The following is a 22281-nucleotide window of genomic DNA, read 5'->3' on the forward strand; positions in this document are numbered from 1 at the left end:
GCCTTTTAATTTGCTCAGCTATAATCGCCCCCACTTATTCTTGTCCTTTTTAAGCGTGGATCTTTGTATGAATTTTTCTGGTCAACATGTACTTTCAGTTAATCAATTTGAGCGTGACAATTTAGAATACATTTTCAGTATTGCTGAAAAAATGGAGCCCTACGCTAAACGAAAAGTTCGCACTAATGTGTTGGACGGCGCTATTTTAGGCAACCTATTTTTTGAACCATCAACACGTACTCGTGTTAGTTTTGGTTGTGCCTTTAACTTGTTAGGTGGTGAAGTTAGAGAAACAACAGGCATGGAAACCTCAGCGTTAGCCAAAGGCGAGTCGTTATACGACACCGCACGCGTAATAAGCAGCTACAGTGACGTTATCGCTATGCGTCACCCGCAAGCAGGTTCTGTTGCTGAATTTGCAGAAGGTAGCCGAGTTCCCGTTATTAACGGTGGCGATGGCGCTAACGAGCATCCAACTCAAGCATTATTAGACCTTTATACTATCCAGTCTGAATTAAAAGCGTTTGACCAAAAAGTAGATGGCATGCATATCGCTATGGTAGGGGATTTAAAAAATGGCCGTACGGTGCATTCTTTATCTAAATTATTATCTATGTATAAAAATGTGCATTTAAGCTTAATTTCACCAACTGAATTAGCTATGCCAGATTACGTGATAGATACCCTTGAAAATGCCGGACACAAGGTAACAATTTCAGACAATATGGAACAAAACTTAAATGCCGATATTGTTTACCAAACACGCATTCAAGAAGAACGTTTTGAAAGCCAATTAGAAGCTAATAAATACCGTGGCCAGTTCCGTTTAAACAGCGACATCTACACGCGCTTTTGTAAGTCTAATACCGTGATTATGCACCCATTACCACGTGACTCTCGTGCCGACGCGAATGAGCTAGACAACGACTTAAATCAAAATCCCAATCTGGCTATTTTCCGCCAAGCAGATAATGGCGTATTAATTCGCATGGCGCTGTTTGCTATGACATTGGGTGTGGCTGACAAAGTTGATAAATACCAATGTGAAGTGCCTTTTTACAGCGCAAAATAAGCAGATAGAAAATACGCCAGTAAAAAATAAATAGATAAGACAGCACAAACAAATTCGTCTAAACCTCAGTCATCGGCTGAGGTATTTATAACAAACAAATATATTAAGAATCCTTATGAACAAATCTTCAGAGTTATTTGAACAAGCAAAAAAACATATCCCAGGTGGCGTTAACTCACCAGTCCGTGCATTTAATGGCGTAGGCGGCACACCTGTGTTTTTCGCTAAAGCAGACGGCGCATGTGTTTACGACGTAGACGGTAAAGAATATATAGATTACGTAGGTTCTTGGGGGCCAATGATCTTAGGCCATAATCACCCAGCAATAAAAACAGCAGTACTTAAAGCAGTGGAAAACGGCTTGAGCTTTGGCGCACCAACAGAAGTTGAAGTGACAATGGCTGACAAGGTATGTGAATTTTTACCGTCAGTTGAAAAAGTACGTATGGTAAATTCAGGCACTGAAGCCACAATGACGGCAATTCGCCTAGCACGTGGTTTTACCGGTCGTGACAAATTACTTAAATTTGAAGGTTGTTACCACGGTCACGCAGACTCGTTATTAGTTAAAGCGGGTTCTGGTTTATTGACCATGGGCGTACCTAGTTCTCCAGGTATTCCTGCCGATGTTGCAGCGCATACGTTAACGGCAGAATTTAATAACTTAGACTCTGTACGTGCGTTATTTGAAGCGCAACCTGATGATATCGCTTGTATTATTGTTGAGCCAGTTGCGGGTAACATGAACTGCATTCCACCAAACGACGGTTTTTTACAAGGTCTTAGAGACTTGTGTGATGAATTCAAAGCAGTTTTGATTTTTGATGAAGTGATGACAGGTTTCCGTGTTGCTAAAGGCAGTTGTCAGACTCTGTATAACGTTAAGCCAGATTTAACTACACTAGGTAAGATCATTGGCGGCGGCATGCCTGTAGGCGCATTTGGTGGCCGAGCTGACATCATGGGGCATTTAGCACCTGACGGCCCTGTGTATCAAGCCGGAACATTATCAGGTAACCCAGTTGCGATGGCAGCAGGTTTAGCGGCATTAGAACAGTTAGAAGCTGACGGTTTCTACCAAGAGCTAACAGACAAAACCACTTATTTGTTAAATGGCATAAAAGCACAAGCGGCTAAATACAAAGTAGCTATGACCACCTCACAAGTTGGCGGCATGTTTGGCTTATTCTTTACTGACAAAGAAAAAGTCCAAAGCTTTGCAGAAGTAATGACCTGTGATGCAGACAAGTTTAAACGCTTCTTCCACCTATGTTTAGAGCAAGGTATTTACCTAGCACCATCAGCCTTTGAAGCAGGCTTTGTATCAGCCGCCCACAGCTATGAACAACTGGATAAAACCATTGCAGGGATTGGTAAGGCGTTAGAGCAGCTGTAGAAAAAAGCAGTTGCGAGATAAAAGCAGTTTCGAGCTACGAGTGGCGAGAGGCGAGGAAAAGATAGAGCAGTTTCGAGCTGCGAGTTTCGAGATAAATTTTTGAGCTCGTGGCTCGTGGCTCGTGGCTCGTGGCTCGTGGCTCGTGGCTCGTGGCTCGTGGCTCGTACAAAAGCTTGAATTGAGGTGATACTCTTTTCAAGCTTTTTTGTTAATTATTATTCTGGGGATTCATATTTGAAAACTACATGTTTTACAAACATTGGAATCCCAAGATATTAATAAGCTACTGCAGTTTTCTTTATAAACCTCCCATCATTATCTAACCCTCCCATAAAATCAGAAGGTAAAAACCAAAGAGTAAGTATTAATATAAAGAACGTTATCCAAAGGTATTTTTGGGGTAATGGCTTTCTTGTTGGTACCACAACAGTGAACAATGGTTGTAGGAAAAAGCAACGATTATCAAGGATGGTTAATACTGCAACAGATAGTAATCATTAATGTCAGCTATTGACTAAGGCTGTTAACAAACAGGATTTCACTTTACTATCATTCATAAAAAATGCCGCTAAAAAGCGGCATTTAAAATGATGTATATTTACTCTGTCATCTCATACCACCGCACAAGATGACAATCACGCAGTGATTTAAGGTTCTAAACCATCATCAGTAATATTCCAACCAAAAGTACTCTCTAGCAGGTCACGTGCTGCACTAGCACTATCACTATAATAACTATCAACCCCTAAAGTCACGTTTTCCTGTACGGTTTGAGCACTCCATCCAATAAGTAGTGCATCGTAATTAGCCACCGATAAATTAGCGTTAGAAAACATACTACTCATTCTAGTAACAGATTCAATGTTCCAGTTACTAATATCTTGGTCGAAAGCGACTGCACCTTGGAACATGTATTGCATTTCCGTCACATTAGATGTATCCCAACGACTAATATCTTGATTGAAAACGCCTGCATATCGGAACATGTATTGCATTTCCGTCACATTAGATGTATCCCACTCACTAATATCTTGATTGAAAGCGACTGCACTGTCGAACATGTATCCCATATTCTCCACATTAAATGTATCCCAACCGCTAATATCTTGGTTGAAAGCGGCTGCATCTGCGAACATTTTATCCATTCTCGTCACATTAGATGTATCCCAACCGCTAATATCTTGGTTGAACAAGGCTGCGCCCTCAAACATATTAGCCATATTGGTGACATTAGAAGTAATCCATTCGCTAATGTCTTGATTAAATTTACTTGCGCCCGAGAACATGCTGTACATATTCTGCACATTAAACAGGTTATACTTCCAATTATCTAATGGCTGATTAAAAGCAGTGGCACCATTAAATATATAATTCATGGTTGTTACACTAGAAACATCCCACGCATTAATATCCTGATTAAAAGCACTAGCCCCACTAAACATAGAAGACATGTTTGTGACATTTGACACATCCCACTGACCAATATCTTGATTGAAAGCCCTTGCGTTGTAAAACATTTGAGTCATATCAGTGACATGAGGAGTAATCCATTCGCTAATATCTTGATTAAATTTACTTGCGTTCACGAACATGCTGTACATAGTTGTCACATTATACAGTTTATCTTGCCAACCATCTAATGGTTGATTAAAAGTAAAGGCTCCAAAAAACATGCTAGTCATGTCGGTCACACTAGAAACGTCCCACGCGTTAATATCCTGATTAAAGATTGCAGCATTATAAAATATTGAATTCATACTGGTTACACTAGAAACATCCCAAGCACTAAGGTCCTGGTCGAACGCTTTAGCATTTTTGAACATGTTGCGCATATTTGTGACGCTCGAGGTGTTATCACTCCAATCTCCAATAGGTTGATTGAAATATTCAGCGCCTTCCAACATACTTTGCATTGTAGTAATAGTCGATACATCCCAACTACTAATATCGCTATTAAAGTTGGTCGCATCCTTAAACATTTCGTTCATGCTGGTCACTTGATGTAGTACTGGTGAATCTGTCGCTGTAATTTCTAGGTTCTCAGCCCCTTCAAACGCACTGTCCATACTTGACCAAATATTATTACCCCAAGCTGTAACAGCGGTAATCTTAGTCTCAATCGATGAATTGCTGTTTATATACAATCTTGGGAATGGACCTGTAATTGTTACTGTGTATGTACCTGCAGAAGGGTAAGTATGCGTAACGCTACCTGTTTGATTATCTTCAACAGTACTGTCTCCCCAGTCAATAGAGTAATCATAACCTGAACCAGAAGTCGGTATTGTTAAAGCAAGATCACCAGCCGGAATTTCCCAAGTAGTAATAAATGGCGTTGCTGCAACGACATTAACAATACGAGTTACTACCGTTTCATTGCCTGCAGCATCAGTGGCGGTATATGTTAATTCATTCTTGCCTGTTGTCGTCGTATCAACGCTACCAGTTACTACAACAGTAAGTTCGCCATCACGTTCATCATAAGCAGAAAAACCTAACTCGTTAAAGCTAAAGTCTTGAGTCCAGTCGATGGTATTGCCGCCTGTTAGGGTAATAACTGGCTCAGTACCATCAGTATCTAACACTTGAACAGTACGCGTAACACTTCCGACATTACCGGCAGCATCGGTTGCTGTGTACGTTATCTCATAATCGTCTTCTACGGCAGTATTTACAGTGCCAGAAATAACAACGTTAACAATACCATCTCGCCAATCTTCTGCTCTAGCGTCTAACTCGGTATAAGGCGTATTTATAGTAAGCTTGATGACAGCGTCACCATTTAAAGTAACAACCGGAGGAGTGGTATCAACAGGGACGATAACTGTACGCGATGTTGTCACCGTATTCCCTGCTGCATCTGCTGCCGTGTAAGTAATGGTGTAGGTGCCAGTTACTCTATAATCCACTGTTCCAGAGATGACTGGAGTTAATATGCCGTCTCTTTCATCAAGTGCTGTTACGCCCAGATCAATATACGCTTCATCTTGACCTAACGTAATGGTAGGTGCGCCGTTTAAAGTTAAAACAGGATCAATAGTGTCAGCCTCAATCACATTCACAGTACGCGTTATAACGTCTTCATTACCCGCTGCATCTCTTGCGGTATAAGTGACGGTGTATTCACCTAGTGTTGTGGTGTCAACTGTTCCGCTGATTATAGTGACTGGCATAGCACCGTCGCGATCATCAACAAACAGAGCGCCAAGCTCAACATAATCAGTGCCTACTGAAATAGTCACATTAGACTCACCAATTAAGGCAACTTCTGGGCTAACGCTATCAGCTTCTGTTGGTAGCAATCCCTTATCAGAAATAGTCCAATTGAAGTCGTTTACTAGTTTATCTCTAGCGTCGCTAGATGCTGCACTGTAGTATGAATTAACGTTTAAATTTACAGATGTCTTTAGTTTTTGCTGGCTCCACGCGATCAATAACGCATCATAATTAGCCACTGACAAATGAGCATCAGTAAACATGTTATCCATGAGCCTCACGTTTTTCACTTGCCAGCTACTTATATCCTGATTAAAGTATTTAGCGTTTTCAAACATACTTACCATGCTATCGACGTTAGATACATCCCATTGGCTTAAATCTTGGTTAAAGTCTGTTGCACCTTCAAACATCGATTCCATGTCGGTAACGCTTGTAACTACCCAGCCACCAATATCTTGATTAAAGGCTTCAGCATCACGAAACATATAATCCATTGCTGTAACATTGCTAACATCCCACCCACTAATATCTTGATTAAAAGACTCAGTATCATAGAACATACTTTGCATTTCAGTGACATTGGAAACATCCCACTGGCTAATATCACTATTAAATGAATAGGCTCGGTAAAACATCTCAGACATATCCGTTACGTGACTCAAATCAGGTACATCAGTTGCGTTAACAACCATATTATTTGCTGAATGGAACGCTTGAGACATACTCGACCATTGATTATTACCCCACTGTTCAACCGATAATAATTTATCATTATCATAACCACTGCTGTCCAAATCAGAATACAAACGAGGGAATCTGCCGGTAATTTTTATTGTATAAATGCCAGGAACTTCATAAGTATGAGTTTTACCTTCAGTTTGATTATACTCAATAGTGCCATCCCCCCAATCAATGGTAAAATCGTAACCAGTGCCTTGTGTGCCAATTTTTATTTGATTGTCATCTGACGCATCACTGCCAGCACTTGGGTGGTCAGTTTGCCATGTTGTAATAAATGGTGTTGGGGCGGCCACCGTAATAGTACGAGTTACAACAGCTTTATTACCACTATCGTCGGTTGCTGTGTAGGTCACGACATAGATGCCGACCGCATCAAGGTTTATATTTTCTTCGCCTGTAATAACAACATCAACTTCACCATCTATAAGGTCAACTGCCGTTGCACTACTTGATTCATAAACATTGTAAGGACTGCCAAAAACAAAACTTACATCTGAAGGATCTTCCAACGTAATAACAGGTGCTGTTATATCAGCAACCGTTATTGTACGCGTTGCACTAGCTGTATTACCCGCAGCATCAGTCGCTGTGTAAGTGATAGTGTAAGTTGCAAATACGGATGTATCTATCTCATCCAAACCAGTTGTGATTACATCAACATTACCATCTGTTTCATCATTAGCTGTAGCGCCTGAATCAGAATATGTACTGTCAAGTCCAATCGTTACTTGAGCATCGCCATTTAAGGTTATAACAGGAGCTGTTGTATCTACAATCTGTTCACTGTCAGAATCATCAACAGGTACTTCTATTACCGTATCATCGTCAGGTGTAGACGAACCAATACCCCCACCACAAGCGGTTAATACGCTTGAAAAAGCAATAACAGCAAGTATACGTATGCTTTTCTGCGTTATATTAGACATGTTTATTTTAATAAACCGATTGCCAAAAAGACCGAAAGTTGTGAGTGTGGATAAAAACATTAAATTTTCCTTTAATTAGCATTAAGCTAATACAGCAATAAAGTAGTTGTAAATTAGTCCATGATAGGTAAAGCCATCTTCTTTACCGAGTAGTATGGAAAGTCGCGCATAATACTGTACCAGTTAGTAATGGTCAACATTCCCTGCACAATTTACATACTACTTTTGATGTTTAAACAAACTAACATTAAGTAAGATTTTGATATAGCAGGCTTTAAAGTATAAATTCGGTATATCAGCTGTAAGTAAACTTCGAGATAGAAGTAGTTGCGAGATAAAAGCAGTTTCGAGCTACGAGTGGCGAGAGGCGAGGAAAAGATAGAGCTGTTTCGAGTACAAAACCAGTTTGAGCTTTTGCTTTTACTCGTACCTCGAGACTCGTTTCTCGTTGCTGAAGGAAGTTTCGAGTGGCGAGTGGCGAGTGGCGAGAAAAAGATAAGGCTGTTTCGAGTACAAAACCAGTTTAAGCTTTTACTTTTGCTTTTACTCGTACCTCGAAACTCGACTCTCGTTGCTGAAGGAAGTTTCGAGTGGCGAGGAAAAGATGGAGCAACTTCGAGACTCGAATCTCGTCACTCTTAGCTCGCAGCTGCTCTTGTGTCATTTCAAAAAATCAAAAAACGAGGGACATTCTTTAATTTGATCTGATTTTGAGGCCACTTCGGCTTTTCTGATCGGCAGTAAAATATAGTCACCACATTCACCGGAAAGGATCTCACCTGTATTTAAATCTACTGGGTAAACATCAATATCATTTGGTTTTGGCGTGACAATAGACTCCGCTTTTCTGGCGGCTTGTAAGTCTAAAAATATAGTTACCGCCCCTTGGCTACCCGTAAGTTTAACCGGTGAGTTATCGTCTTTGCCTATCCAAATGGTGGTTAACTTGTTTTGGTCAAAGCCCATAAACCAACTATCTCTTGAGTCGTCGGTGGTGCCGGTTTTACCTGCATATTGGACATGTGGGTAATACATACCTAAACGTTTTCCAGTGCCCACTTTAGTTACTTGTTTTAGTCCTTCATTAAGCAGGTAACTGGTGGAGTAGTCGGCGACTTCGGTGACGTCTTTAGACTTACTCCAGATAGCAAAGCCATTAACGTCGGTAATATCAAGAATGGCCGAACTTGTTAGCTTTTGGCCATAACTTGCAATAGGTTGCAACATTTTGGCGACATTAAGTGGTGACATAGGCACAGCACCCAACAAGATAGATGGATATTGTGGAATACGTTGTTCAACACCCAAAGATTCTAGTGTCGATATCACCCGATTCAGCCCCAATTCAAGACCTAAATGCACGGTAGGTAAGTTAATTGAGTTAACTAAACCTTGTTGCAATAACACTGAGTCTGATGTGGTTTTATCGTAGTTTTGCGGCTGCCACTGATCACCCTGATTGTTTTTCATGGCAAGGGCTTTATTAGATAACACGCTGGCAAAGTTATATCTTTGGGATTGCAGCGCAGTTAAATAAATAGCGGGTTTGACCAACGAGCCAATATTACGGTTGGCATCTAACGCTCGGTTAAATCCAAACGAGTTAGGATTTTTATCACCCACTAACGCCATGATACTCGCGTTGGTACTATCAATAGAAACAACGGCACCGTTAATGTCTTTTAAGCCGTATCTCTTTTCTAACTTTCTAACACTACTACCAAACAACTTCTGGTAGTTTTTTTGTAGCACAGGGTCAAGTCCAGTGAATACCAATAAACCATTGGCGCTGTATTCATCAACGTCCAACGCTTTTAATTCGCGTTCCACTAGTTGCATATAAGATGGATATAAGTCTCGGCCTTTGGTTTTTTGTTGTCTTATTACCATAGGTTTAACTATGTATTTTTCATACTCAGCACTGTCCATTACGTTTTCGGACACCATTAGCTGTAGCACTAGATCTCTGCGTTTTTTAGCACGTTCGGCGTGTCTGGTCGGATTGTAATAAGACGGCCCTTTGACAATAGCGATGAGTAACGCAAATTCGTGTTGCTGCAACTCTACCAGCGGTTTACTAAAATAAAACTTACTGGCTAAGGCGAAACCATGTACCGCACGACTGCCATTTTGACCTAAATATATTTCATTAAAATAGGCTTCCAGAATGTCATCTTTACTGAATCGATAATCTAAAATTAATGCGGTTATCGCTTCTTTGAATTTTCTTAAATAGGTTTTTCTGTTGTCGTTTAGCAGTAAATTTTTAGCTAGCTGTTGAGTAAGCGTACTACCGCCTTGTACTTTACGCCCTGCAACTAAATTTGCCCATAAGGCTCGTAAAATAGCAAAAGGCGATACACCATGATGATGATAAAAGTTTTTGTCTTCCACCACCAACAAGGTATCTATCATCCACTCTGGCACTGTGGCTAAATTGATAATGTCGCGGTCTTCATTTTTAGAGTTGGTTTTACGGGAAATTAATAAAGGGTCTAAGCTTTCAATACTAGACAATAACCACTGACCGTCTTGCTCGCGTTGTGCCGAGACAATACGGTCGTCGCTAAATGTTACTTTTAATTTTTTAGGTTCAAGCTGGTCGTCAACGTAAATAAATCCGCGGCGGTAGACTTCTACCGTTTGGCCTGACACGCTGTACTGACCTGGCTCTACAACGTTATCGACTTGCCTATAACTCAGAATTTTAAGCTCAGCTACTAATTCATTTCTAGGCAAAAATTTGTGTTGATACAAAGATAAAGGACGAGCAAATACCTTAACCGGCGTTTCCCATTTTTGTCCTGTCATACGAGTTTGCACCCAAGCGTCCATGTAAATAACATAAAATGCTAAAACAATAGATACCAGAACACCTACCTTTAGAAAACGGATACTCCACTTTTTTAGGAACTGATTAGGGTCAACTACGTCTGTCATACTTTGCTCTTATAGATAAATGGGGTTCTTATATACGAATATTTTCACACTCTCTATTGATTCATTGATTTAATAGAGAGCTAGTTATATGTCGGTGCTTATTCTGCTGCTGATATATTTCGGCTGCTTAAATCGCCATTTACATGTAGCGATCTACATATAAGGCGACAAAAAGAGAATACTGTCATTTATTGTGACTAATTAACATATTAAAAAGTAAATTATCCCAATTGTATTCTTTTGTGTTTTTGTACTGCATTCGTATTCGCCAGCTTTACTAGCCAAGCGTTTTCTTAAAACGCATAGATGCGACCGCTAAACCAATAATGGTAAACAGGGCTAACCAATATATATCAAACGTAAGATCGGTAAACTCCAGGTCTTTTAGCACCACACCACGAATTAACCGCATAAAATGCGTGGCAGGAAAGGCTTCTGCAATATATTGAGCCGCCAACGGCATGCCTTCATAAGGAAACATAAAACCCGACAAGAGTATCGATGGCAACAAAACAAATATCGTCATTTGAGTAGACTGCAGTTGGTTTTTCGCGATAGTTGAAATCACCAAACCTAAAGTGAGACTGGCGGCGATAAATAACAAAGTAATGGCTAACAGAGACAGCAAGCTACCATTTACCGGCACATCAAATAGCAGATAACCTAAGCCTAAAATAATCACCACTTGTACTACGCCAATAAAAATATACGGAATGATCTTACCTAACATAATCTCTATCGAACGAATTGGCGTGGTGATCAGCATTTCCATATTGCCTTGTTCACGTTCGCGCACAATAGCTGCCGAAGTAAACATGATCATTGTCATAGTTAATATAATACCGATTAAACCAGGTACTATATTTACCGCCGTTCGTTGTTCTGGATTGTAATACAAGGTGACTTCAAACGTTGGCGTACTTCTATTTGCAGGCTTTACCGACACTAATTCAGACAAGGGCATATTGCGTAAACTTTTAATGGTTGCAGCAATTGCAGTATCGGCGCCGTCCACCAGCCACTGTGCAATTGGCCTACTGGTTTCTTCATCACTGGAGGCGGGTAAACCAAAGCCTGTGCTAGGGTGACGAGCAACACGTTTAGTGACATCTGGCGGGATAATTAATATTGCGCGGATTTCAGAGCGTTTAAGTGCGTCTTCTGCCGTTTTTATATCTTGGAATTGCTGCTCAAATTTAACCACTTGAGTGGCGGAGATAGTTTGCACTAACACTCGGCTTAACGCACTTTGGCTTTGATCAACCACGCCAACTGGAATATGTCTAATATTGGTATTAATCGCATAACCAAACAACATCAGCTGAACAAGTGGGATCATTATCACCATGCCAAAGGTCATTCTGTCACGTTTAAGTTGGGTTAATTCTTTGAAGAATATCGCCTGAATACGAAGTAAACTTAACATCATTGTCGGCTGTTCCCAGTACAAGTAACAAAAACATCTTCCAAACTTGGTCTAACCAAATTTAAAGCCTGTTTGCCTATATTGCTGTGCAGCGCAATAAAACCAATTGGGTCATTTACCGTATTTTTAATTAATACTCTGAGTCGAGCACCCAACTGAGAGGCGGTGATCACCTCGGGCAATTGTATTAGTTGCTGTTTTAACTCACGAAGTTCAGATGCTTCAATTTCAATAACATGAACCGCCATATTGTCCATTAGCTCCGCAGGCGTACCGTCGGCACGTTTAACACCGTCTTCTAATATCGCAAGCTTATGACAACGTTCAGCTTCATCCATGTAATGGGTAGACACCAAAACACTGGTACCTTGATCACATAAATCAAATAACTGCTCCCAAAATTCACGGCGGTTTTCTGGGTCGACAGCAGACGTTGGTTCATCTAAAAACAACAATTCTGGTTTATGCAAAGTTGCGGCGGCCAATGCTAAACGCTGACGCTGTCCACCACTCATGCTGCCAGCAAATTGGGTTTGTTTATGATTTAAACCGTAAATAGACAGTAATTCGTCAATTCGTTTTTTTTGTTGAGTGCCAGTAATGCCGTATATTTTGCTAATAAACTGTAGGTTTTCTTTTACCGTTAAATCGTTATACAGAGAAAATCGTTGCGTCATATAACCAATTTTAAGTCTGAGTTTTTCAGCCTCTTGCGGCAAACGTAAACCTAACACTTCAATCTCGCCAGAAGTTGGCGTTAACAGGCCTGTTAACATACGAATAGCCGTGGTTTTTCCGCAGCCATTTGGACCCAAAAAACCATAAATACGTGATTTCTCAACGCTAATATCAAGGTTATCTATCGCTTTGAGATCGCCAAAATGTTTACTTAATCCTTTGGCTTGAATCGCGTATTCAGACACGGGTGAATTATTCATGGCAACTCTACTTGTGCACCAACACCATTAGGTAAAGTGGCGTAACTATCCGGTAATTGGACTTCTGCCAAATACATCAAACGAGAACGTTCGCCCTGGTTCAACGCATAATAAGGAGTAAATGCAGGCTCTGATGAAATCCAGCGCACTTTGCCCGGCATTGACTGTTTTAAACCATCAACTCTTACGGTTAATGTATCCCCTGCCGATATTTTTATTCTGTAAGGTTCTGGGATATACACACGAGCATAAGGCGCAACGCCGGCTAATACCACAGCCACAGGACTACCGAGAGTGACACGTTCGCCAAGGTTCCAAGGTAGGTTATCTAAAATTCCGTCACGGGTTGCCACTACAGTTAAGTCTAATAGCTTTTTAGACTCGCTGGCTGCTATCGCTTCCATTGCCGCTAAATGCGCTTTAGCAATGGCTAAGTCTTCTGGACGTGTACCATTGGTTAGTTTTAATAATTCTTCTTTTGCCGACTGCACCGCTGCAACATTGGCATCTCTGGACGCTAACGCTTGATCTAACGAGGCCTTACTAACAAGCTCTTGCTCAACTAAGTTTTTTGCTCGGTTGTAACCAATTTCACTTTCCAGCAGAGACGCTTTAGCACCATCTAACTTTGCGGTGGCAGATGCTACATCTTCTGATCGAGCACCGTTGCGGAGTTTTTCTAAGTTGGCTACCGCTTCTTTTACGTTAGCTCTGGCTTTTGCTGTCATGGCCAATTGTAAACGTGTATCTAACTGTACTAATACATTGCCTTTTTTTACTCGCTTGCCCTGTGCGATAGGCAAATAAACCACAACTTCATTGGCTGTGGCGGTATGGGAGATTCGGTCACGTTCCAATGTCCCCAAAGCCAAACTAGGAGAATCTAAATCACACCCAGTTATGGTGAACATTAAAGGGGTTAAAATAATAACAAGCACAGCAGAAAATGAAGATGCTTTTGGCTTGGCTGTTAAGAGTGTCTTTGAAAGGACTTGGCTGAATGAACGAGTAAACAAAATACATTCCTATTAGGTTGAACGTGCGTGATTTTAATTTATCATCTTATAGTTAACATGCTGAATGATTTTATGTTATCTAAACGTTAATGGCTATTAAGCTTTAACGTCTATCAACCATTAACTTCTCTTAAGCTGAGACTTAGTTTTACTGGTGGCCACAAAATTAATTGGGTCGTCTGGCCACGGATGCTTAGGGTATCTACCTTTCATTTCTTTTTTTACATCTTGATACGCATTGTTCCAGAAATTAACTAAATCTTGAGTCACTTGCAACGGCCTTTGTGCGGGCGATAACAACTCTATTAACAAAGGTTGTTTACCGTGGCAGATAGCTGGGCTAGTTGGCTCACCAAACATTTCCTGTAATTTGGCAGACAGTTTTGGCGTGTCGGCCAAGTAATCAATTTTTCGGCTAGAACCCGCTGGCGTTTTATAAGTGTCTGGACAGGCTTTTTGGAGTTCTTGTTGTAATGACCAGTCCATTGTGTTTAACAGTATGTCAGTAATGTTGAGTTTTTTTAATTGCGCGACACTTTTTACATCCGCCAAATAACTCACTAACCAGTTCTGCGGATTATTAATCCCCGTGAATAAAGACTCAAACAAGGTATTGTAACTAAAATCAGGCCAAGGCTGGTTTGATTGAGCTTGTGGTAAATGCTGTTTTACTAGCTGTAATTTTTTTATCAGTACATCAGTTTGCTCATTAATGTTTAAGCAGTTCAAGCCTTTTTGCTTAATGTAATCCAACCAAATTTGTTGCCAACCTTCTGGCGTTAACGTCAAAGGTTTAGCCTTTTCCGATATAACCAGCTCGCCAATTTTTACTTGCTGGGCTTGATACGGTTTTTGTAACGCGTCTGACCAACCGGTTTTATCCTCAGATACGATAAGCTCAGGTAACACCTCTTGTATTTCCGTTAAGCTCACTGCGGCATAAGACTGAACATACTGGCCATATTGCCCAGCATTAAACTGTGCTATCACAATAAGCTCTGCGTTTGGCTCCACTTGATTGGGATGAAATTGCACGCCAACGCCGTTACTTAACTTCCACTGTTTACCAATCTTTTTGGCTATATTTTTGGCTATCCTGTCTGGAAATGCCAACGCCAATAACAAGCCTATATGTTCTGGCTCTAGCTGAGACTTTTGTATTTTTGTCAGCTTAAAACGTTTGCCATAACGGTTAATAAACTCAGATAACTGTGACCAGGTGTAATGATCCATTTTTTCTATTTGCGCAGTTAAGTCACTTTCGTTGTTAGACGCTCTACCGTGCTCAATTAATGCGGCTAATACACAAGCGGTTGGTAACAAACCGCTTTGTTCGCTTGGCGAGTTTTGTAAAGCTGCGGCTTTAAGCAACATTTTACTTAAGCGTAATCCGGCTCCAATATTTTGATATTGGTTTGCCAAATTACTTACCTGAACACCTTTTATGCCTTGTTCAAAATAGCCTAGTCCTTGTAGTTTTTGTTGCGCTACATTTAATAAAAAGGGTTCTGGTTTGGTGAGCCAAAACAAATCGTCAAATTGTGCGCCCCACAAATACACTTCTAGTAACAACTGGGCTAAATCTACTCGTTCTATTTCTGCTGTGTCGTGTTTTCTGCGGCGGTCAAAGTTTTCTTGTGATCCTAAACGATAACAAAGTCCTGCGCGTAAACGCCCTGCACGTCCCATTCGTTGTACAGAAGACGCTTGTGAAATTTGTTGCGTCACTAACTGCTCAGATTTAAGTTTTGGTTGATACACCATGACTTTTTCAATGCCTGCATCCACCACAATATCCACACCGTCTATGGTTAAACTGGTTTGAGCTATGTTAGTGGCCAGTACAATTTTACGCATGCCTTTTTCGGCTGGTTTTATTGCGTTCGCTTGTTGCTCTATGGTGAGGCCACCAAATAGCGGATAACATTTAATGTGTGCTGGTAAGGTTTGGTTTAGCCTTTGTTGCACTCGGTTAATTTCACCTATGCCAGATAAAAATACCAAAACAGAAGACTGCTGATTATTAAAATTTGCGTTAATCGCCATATCAACAGCACGGCAAATATCATCAATACTTGGGGTGGTATAAGTCGTAGCCGTGGCGTTTACGTATTCTACTGTAACTGGGTATTGTCTACCGTCTGACTCTACGATTGGTGCATCCAAGGAGGTTGATAAGGCTTGCAAGTCTAAGGTGGCCGACATGATCAGTACCTTAACCGTTTCATTTAACTCTTGTGCATCTAAAGTTAAGGCGAGCGCTAAGTCGGTTTGTAATGCACGTTCGTGGTATTCATCAAAAATGACTAAAGCAATATTGTTAAGCTCAGGATCATTTTGTAACTGCCTAACCAACACGCCGTCGGTCATTATGGTAATAACCGTATCTTGCGAGGTTTTGTTTTCACCACGCATCACTAAGCCAATTTGCTCACCTATTTTTTGATTTAACTGTGCAGACAAATACGCTGCAATTTGCCGAGCAGCTACACGACGCGGCTCTAATATTATGATTTTATGTTTGTTATTAAATTGCCCAGTTTGTAATAGCAATAACGGCAACCGAGTTGACTTACCAGCCCCTGGCGGCGCTTGCAAAATAACACGATTTGACGATAAAAGTACTTCAGCCAGTTGTGGGAAAATATCATCTATTGGTAAGGTCATGCAGTCGACTTATCTCGGTTTATCTCAGCCCGCCTCAGTCCACCTAAGTCCATAAACAAAGAGCAGAGCGGGCAAAGCTGAAGAGAATATAAATTGTGCTTTTATATGAATAGCTTTTACAAAAAGCGCTTTTTTATTAAGAGCCCTTAAAAAGAATGCAACTTTACCATACCTTGAATTCAAGCGTAATAAACTCATTTTTATATTAAAAACGATAACAACTGAATTCCCTCTGCATCTCAATAAAGCAGATCATTAGGTTTTATAGTTTTTCCTCAAACCTATGTCCTAATAATAAACGTATTTATAAATAAAAAAACGGCATTTAAGTTACCTTAAACGCCGTTTGCTTGTGTGTTTATTTTGTTTTTTACCCTGTTAATTAATAACTCAGTTGTTTAATTAACAATCCAGTAAATCTAAAGACGATACGAAACACTCAACATCACTGTGTTTACATCTCGCTCTACACTGGTCTTTAACCATCTAAGTCCCAAGCTAGCTTTGTTATTCAATTGGTAGCCTAGCGTTAATCCATATAATAATGAGATATCGCTTTCTTTAAATGTATGTGATTCATCACCTACGTCTACGCCAATTTCACCATTCCATGAAAACAGACCAACTTGTGGAGCTAAGTACCAATTCTCTAAGTTATAGTTATTGGCACCTTTGTATTGATAAGTGTATTCAACACTCGCCGTTAAGCCTTTGCCGCTGACCATATCAAGCTCAGATAACGCATCAACCAAATCTTCTACTGAAGACGTTACGCCATTAAAGGTTAACGTTGCTGGTCCCAAGTCCATATAACCAGCGAGTACACGCCAGTCACTATAAATTTGATACCCAATCTCGGCGTGATATCCAAAACGACTGCCGTCCGTTGATATGCCATTTTGCTCTTGGCTATTATTAGCTAAACCTTGCTCTGCGCTTTTATTGCTTACTTCACTACTTGCAGTGCCCAAGCTTAAATCAATCGTCAAATCACTCATTTTAAAGCTTTGTGATTGAGTCTCTGCTGCTTGAACGCCAGTGGCAAATAACACCAAGAATGCCGCCATTAGCTTTTTTATCGGTGTCGGTGTCGCTGTAGATATAGACGTAAGCTTAACTTTGCGTATTAGTAACAATATCAAACAACCAAATAAGCCCATGATTGGCATACTGCCGCCACTGCTTTTTGCTTTTACTGTCACTTCTTTAAACACAGAATTAAATGTTGTACTTGCACTACTGGCTTCGCTGCTTGCGTCAGCACCTACAATGCTAGTCACTATTGCACCATTAACATTTGCACTGCCAACTAAAGCTAACGTAATGGTAACCGTCTCCCCTGCTTCAACACTTGCAATCGTACAGGTTAATAAAGTACCCACTAGTTCACAGTTATCTGGTACAACGCTCAATACAACACCTTCTGGTATCGTCGTGGTTATTTGTACATTCTCAGCCGCCTCGTCACCACTATTGGTAAGCGTGATTTCATAAGATATGTCATACGATGTGTTATTTGGTGTTGTGGCTACTGCACTAACCGTTAAATTTGCAACACTAGATGTTGATGATCCATTAACACTAGGTGTTGATGATCCATTAAGATTACTTGCTGTGATTGTTATGGTGCTATCAGCAATGGTTAAACTAGTTTTAGCCCCTGCATTCCAATCTTCTGCAGCCGCTAAATTATAGACAGTACCATCCATTGAGGTAGTGCCGTTTTTATTGATTAACGCATTTACTTCCGCTTTGTCAGTTTCACTTAAGGTTAACGTAAATTCTGTTGAGCTGGCTATATCAACATCGACCGAATCAGTTAATGTATAACTGTCACTCGCTTCACCTGTAAAGGTAAACATTGAAACGTCAATATCATTAGTTGCACCAGTTTTATCAGAAAAATTAATGCCAGTTACTGTTAATTTGCCATTTAAAATATCGTAAATAACACCTGTAATTTCAGGAAATACGATATGTAACATTTCAACTTTTGACAGTACCGGACTAATAACCGGTGACAGTGAATTCAATTGTGCACGCCAGCGTATATCGTCAGTGCCAGTTTCTGGGAAGGTAAACTCAGTGCCTGATTTTACGCTGTACCATTTGTCACCACCATTATTGCTTACATAATAATCGATAGACGTATTGCGGGTGGTAGCGGTATTGGTTGTTGCTGTGGCGGTTAGCGTAACACTGATAACATCAACCAAAGTGCCATTCACTTTATTTGAGTAGACTTGATTAGCATGAGTGTTGTAGTAAGCTTGTTTATACAGCTTATTACTTTGTCCATTATTGCCTGCGACAAGGTCTACATCCCCATCGTTATCAACGTCAAATAAGGCTAGTGCCCTAGTCGCATCTGTCTCATCACCTATGTCAATGCCTGTGGTTGAAAACGCGCCACTGCCGTCATTTAAGTAGATTTTATTAGTCTGATTAGCATTGCTTACAACTAAATCTTTATCGCCATCATTATCCACATCCATGAAAACCACTGTACGGGTCTCGTCCAGTTCAGTACCGATATTTGTACCCGCCGCAAAAGTGCCATTCCCAGCATTCAAGTAAAGCTTATTCACATCCAAATAATTACCTTCAACCATATCCAGATCGCCATCAGAATCGACATCGAGAAAAGCAAGAGAAGCGGTATCATCTTTATTTGTATTAATAGGCGTGCCTATTATAGGCCAATCTCCAGTACCATCATTCATGTAAGTTTTATTAGTCGCATCCTTGCTATTACCTGCCACGACATCTAGGTACCCATCATTATTGATGTCCTCTAAGACGATTGCATAAGTAGCCTCGTAATCACCACCAATGTCACGACCTCTTGTAGGAAAGCCGCCACTGCCGTCATTACGATATAGCTGATTGCTTACAGTGAGATCAAGGTTACCAAGCACTATATCTATATCCCCGTCCTTATCGACATCACCTACCGCAATACTACTGGTGTCATCCGTATCATCGCCAATGTTGATGCCTGTAGCTGAAAAGCCACCAGTACCATCATTAAGATACACTTTAGAAGCTTCTCCAAAAGCATTGCCGGCTATCACATCTATATCACCATCTTTGTCGATATCGGCTAAGGCAATCGCATTAGTATTATCAGTTTCACTACCAATGCTGGTACCAGTTTCAGGAAAGTTACCACTTCCGTCATTGAGGTAAAGTTTATTGGTATTATTAGTATTACCTACCACTAGATCTAAATAGCCATCTTTATTAACATCACCATAGGCAAGTGCAGTGGAATAATCCTCCTGGGTGCTTATATCAGTACCTCTCGACTCAAAAGTACCACGCGTATGGGTAAGGTAAAGTCTGTTGGTGCTGCTATTATCTTTATTCGCCATAAAAACATCAAAATCGCCATCATTATCAACATCAGCAAACGTTATTGCATTGGTAAGTTCGATCTCTTCACCATAAGTGTCAATATTAATAGCTGTACCTGTGGTAGGAAAATTAGCACTGCCGTCATTAAGGTAAATTTTATTGGGTTCACCTGGATCAGCGGTCATCACATCTATATCACCATCATTGTCTATATCGAACAACTTAAGCCCAAGAGTTGGAGCTGTATCATTACCAATGCTGGTACCTGTCGTAGGGAATTCACCAGTACCATTATTAAGATAAAGTTTATTTGTTGATCTATCCTCCGCTGTCACAAGGTCTAAATCACCATCATTATCCATGTCGGCAAAGACAACGCGTCCAGTAGCATCTGTCTCAGTTCCAATGCTAGTAGCTGTAGCAGAAAAGCCACCACTGCCATCATTAATATAGAGTTTGTTTGTTTCAGAATTATTCGCTATAACCACATCTATAAAACCATCCACATTTACATCTACTAGCGCAACATGAACAGAAATATCTGTGTCATTACTAATGTTAACTCCGGTATTGGAAAAACCACCACTACCGTCATTGAAGTATGCTTTATTGGTTTCATTAACGTTAGCTGCCACTATGTCCAAGTCGCCATCGTTGTCCAAATCAGCCAAAGCGATAGACAAAGTTGCATCTATATCACTACTAATGTTTGTAGGTACTGCAGGAAAACCGCCATTACCATCATTAATGAAGAGCTTATTGGTTTCATTTTTATTGCCAATAATTATATCAAGATTTGCATCGCCATCCACATCAGCCAATACAATAGAAATACTCTCTTCCTCGGTAGTGTCTATAATCGTACCTGTTTCTGCAAAAGTGCCATTTTCATTACCAAAGTAGATTCTGCGTTTGTAATAACTAGAAACGATTATATCAACATATCCATCGTTATTTATGTCTCCCGAAGCAGCACTAATGTTAGAATCTGTATCAGTACCAAAGCTGATCCCTCTTGATGTAAGGCCACGATCACTTTCATTCCGATAAAGCTTATTGGTTTGATTATAATCGCCTGTCATAAGGTCAATGTCGCCATCATGGTCCACATCACCAAGCGCTAGACTACGAGTGTCATCCGTATTACTGCCTACGGCTGTGCCTGTTGCAAAAACGCCGCTACCATCATTAAGGTATAATGTATTGGTTTGACTATCATTAGCTGTCATTAAGTCAAGATCACCATCAATATCTACATCTGCTAAGACGCCCAAATAGGTTTTATCGGTACCACTGCCAATGGCGGTGGCTGTTGCCGTAAAACTACCGTTCCCGTTGTTAAGGTGTAACTTATGGGTTGCATCATAATTACTAACCAGTAAATCAAGATCGCCATCACTATCTAAATCCCCTAAGGAGACAGAGACGGTATCATTTGCATCACTGTCTATAGCAGTACCTGTTGTTGAAAAACTACCACTTCCATCATTGAGGTATAACTTATTGGCTTGATCTTTATTTCCGACCACGACATCAAGGTCGCCATCACTATCCACATCCCCTAATGAGATAGTTTGGCTGCTATCGGTTTCACTTCCTATATTTGTGCCTACGGTAAAACCGCCCACTCCATTATTAAGGTATAACTTATTGGTTTTACCTTTATTTGCGGTTACTACATCAAGGTCACCATCACTATCCACATCCCCTAAAGCAAGTTCCCATGTTTCATCGGTCTCATTGCCAATATCTGAGCCTGTTGCTGCAAAACTGCTGGCGCTACTATCATAAAGATACAACTTATTGGTTTCACCCGAATTACTAACCACAAGGTCAAGGTAGCCATCTTTATTAACATCGGCTAAAACGACATGATAGGTAACATCCGTCTCACTGCCTATATTTGTACCTGCTGCAAAACTATTATTACCAGGGTTATAAAGATATAACTTATTGGTTTGACCATTATTACCAGCCACAAGGTCAAGGTCACCATCTCCGTCCACATCCGCAACGGTGATACTTGTAGTAGCATCCGAATCACTACTATTCGAGTCAAATCCTAGTGTATTTCCGTCAAGTAGACCTTGTTCTTGTTGCCTTGGTCCAGCCAAATATAAGGCTTGCTTTGCAGTAGATAAATTTGCCGTAGTTTTTGAAGTGTCAATTGAAGCGTCACTTGAAAAGCCTTCAGAGAAAGTAACGCTTGCGGCAATAACGCCAACACTCGTAATAAGTGCAAAAGAAACTAACCACTTCTTTTTTGAATTATGTGTCAGGTTAAACATGTGTGTACCTACCTTTTGGGATAGTGGATTTATGGCTAAGCTTTTGTGCTAGCTCTTATAACAGTCTCTTTTTTATAAACATCGTGGGTGTTTCATACTTATAAAATGACATTTAAAATAACAAGAATATTAACTGAACAATATTGCACGGTATTGCACGTGACAAATGCAAGTAGCAAAGTACACGTGGCAAAATGCACGTAGCAAATTAAATTACCTTGGTAGCAATGGTAAAGAAAAAACAGATGTGTCGATATATGCAGAGGTGAGGAATGTTTGCTTAAATGTCTCAATC

The 22281-nt window shown here is 40.4% G+C and carries 9 protein-coding genes; 2 read left to right on the forward strand and 7 right to left on the reverse strand.

Annotated elements, in window-relative coordinates:
* The first annotated feature begins 67 nt into the window (after positions 1-67).
* Complete coding sequence (locus tag BTO11_RS00830; protein WP_105050799.1) at positions 68-1072, forward strand: aspartate carbamoyltransferase; 1005 nt, start codon at positions 68-70, stop codon at positions 1070-1072.
* Between the two features lie 115 nt (positions 1073-1187).
* Positions 1188-2468 (forward strand): glutamate-1-semialdehyde 2,1-aminomutase, encoded by a 1281-nt coding sequence (gene hemL, locus BTO11_RS00835; RefSeq protein ID WP_105050800.1) that lies wholly within the window; start codon positions 1188-1190, stop codon positions 2466-2468.
* A 647-nt stretch (positions 2469-3115) separates the two neighbouring features.
* On the opposite strand, the gene BTO11_RS00840 is transcribed toward hemL, so the two are convergent.
* The 7 genes from BTO11_RS00840 to BTO11_RS00875 form a co-directional block, all read right to left on the reverse strand.
* Positions 3116-7354 carry a BspA family leucine-rich repeat surface protein gene (locus BTO11_RS00840; RefSeq protein ID WP_181135808.1) on the reverse strand — a complete coding sequence of 1413 codons (4239 nt, stop codon included), beginning with the start codon at positions 7352-7354 and terminating at the stop codon, positions 3116-3118.
* Positions 7355-8014: 660 nt separating this feature from the next.
* A complete protein-coding gene (mrcB, locus tag BTO11_RS00850; protein ID WP_105050803.1) occupies positions 8015-10294 on the reverse strand; it encodes a penicillin-binding protein 1B in 2280 nt (759 codons plus the stop codon).
* Between the two features lie 277 nt (positions 10295-10571).
* A complete protein-coding gene (locus BTO11_RS00855) occupies positions 10572-11723 on the reverse strand; it encodes an ABC transporter permease (protein ID WP_105050804.1) in 1152 nt (383 codons plus the stop codon).
* Complete coding sequence (locus tag BTO11_RS00860) at positions 11720-12658, reverse strand: ABC transporter ATP-binding protein (RefSeq protein ID WP_105050805.1); 939 nt, start codon at positions 12656-12658, stop codon at positions 11720-11722. The genes BTO11_RS00855 and BTO11_RS00860 overlap by 4 nt, the downstream gene beginning before the upstream one ends.
* Positions 12655-13569 (reverse strand): HlyD family secretion protein, encoded by a 915-nt coding sequence (locus tag BTO11_RS00865; RefSeq protein ID WP_105053619.1) that lies wholly within the window; start codon positions 13567-13569, stop codon positions 12655-12657. Before BTO11_RS00865 ends, BTO11_RS00860 begins: the two co-directional genes overlap by 4 nt.
* A gap of 225 nt (positions 13570-13794) precedes the next feature.
* Complete coding sequence (hrpB, locus tag BTO11_RS00870; RefSeq protein WP_105050806.1) at positions 13795-16341, reverse strand: ATP-dependent helicase HrpB; 2547 nt, start codon at positions 16339-16341, stop codon at positions 13795-13797.
* A 419-nt stretch (positions 16342-16760) separates the two neighbouring features.
* Positions 16761-21986 carry an FG-GAP-like repeat-containing protein gene (locus BTO11_RS00875; RefSeq protein WP_105050807.1) on the reverse strand — a complete coding sequence of 1742 codons (5226 nt, stop codon included), beginning with the start codon at positions 21984-21986 and terminating at the stop codon, positions 16761-16763.
* Between the last annotated feature and the right edge of the window lie 295 nt (positions 21987-22281).

It is taken from the genome of Psychrosphaera saromensis, assembly GCF_002954545.1.
GTDB classification, from domain to species: Bacteria; Pseudomonadota; Gammaproteobacteria; order Enterobacterales; family Alteromonadaceae; genus Psychrosphaera; species Psychrosphaera saromensis.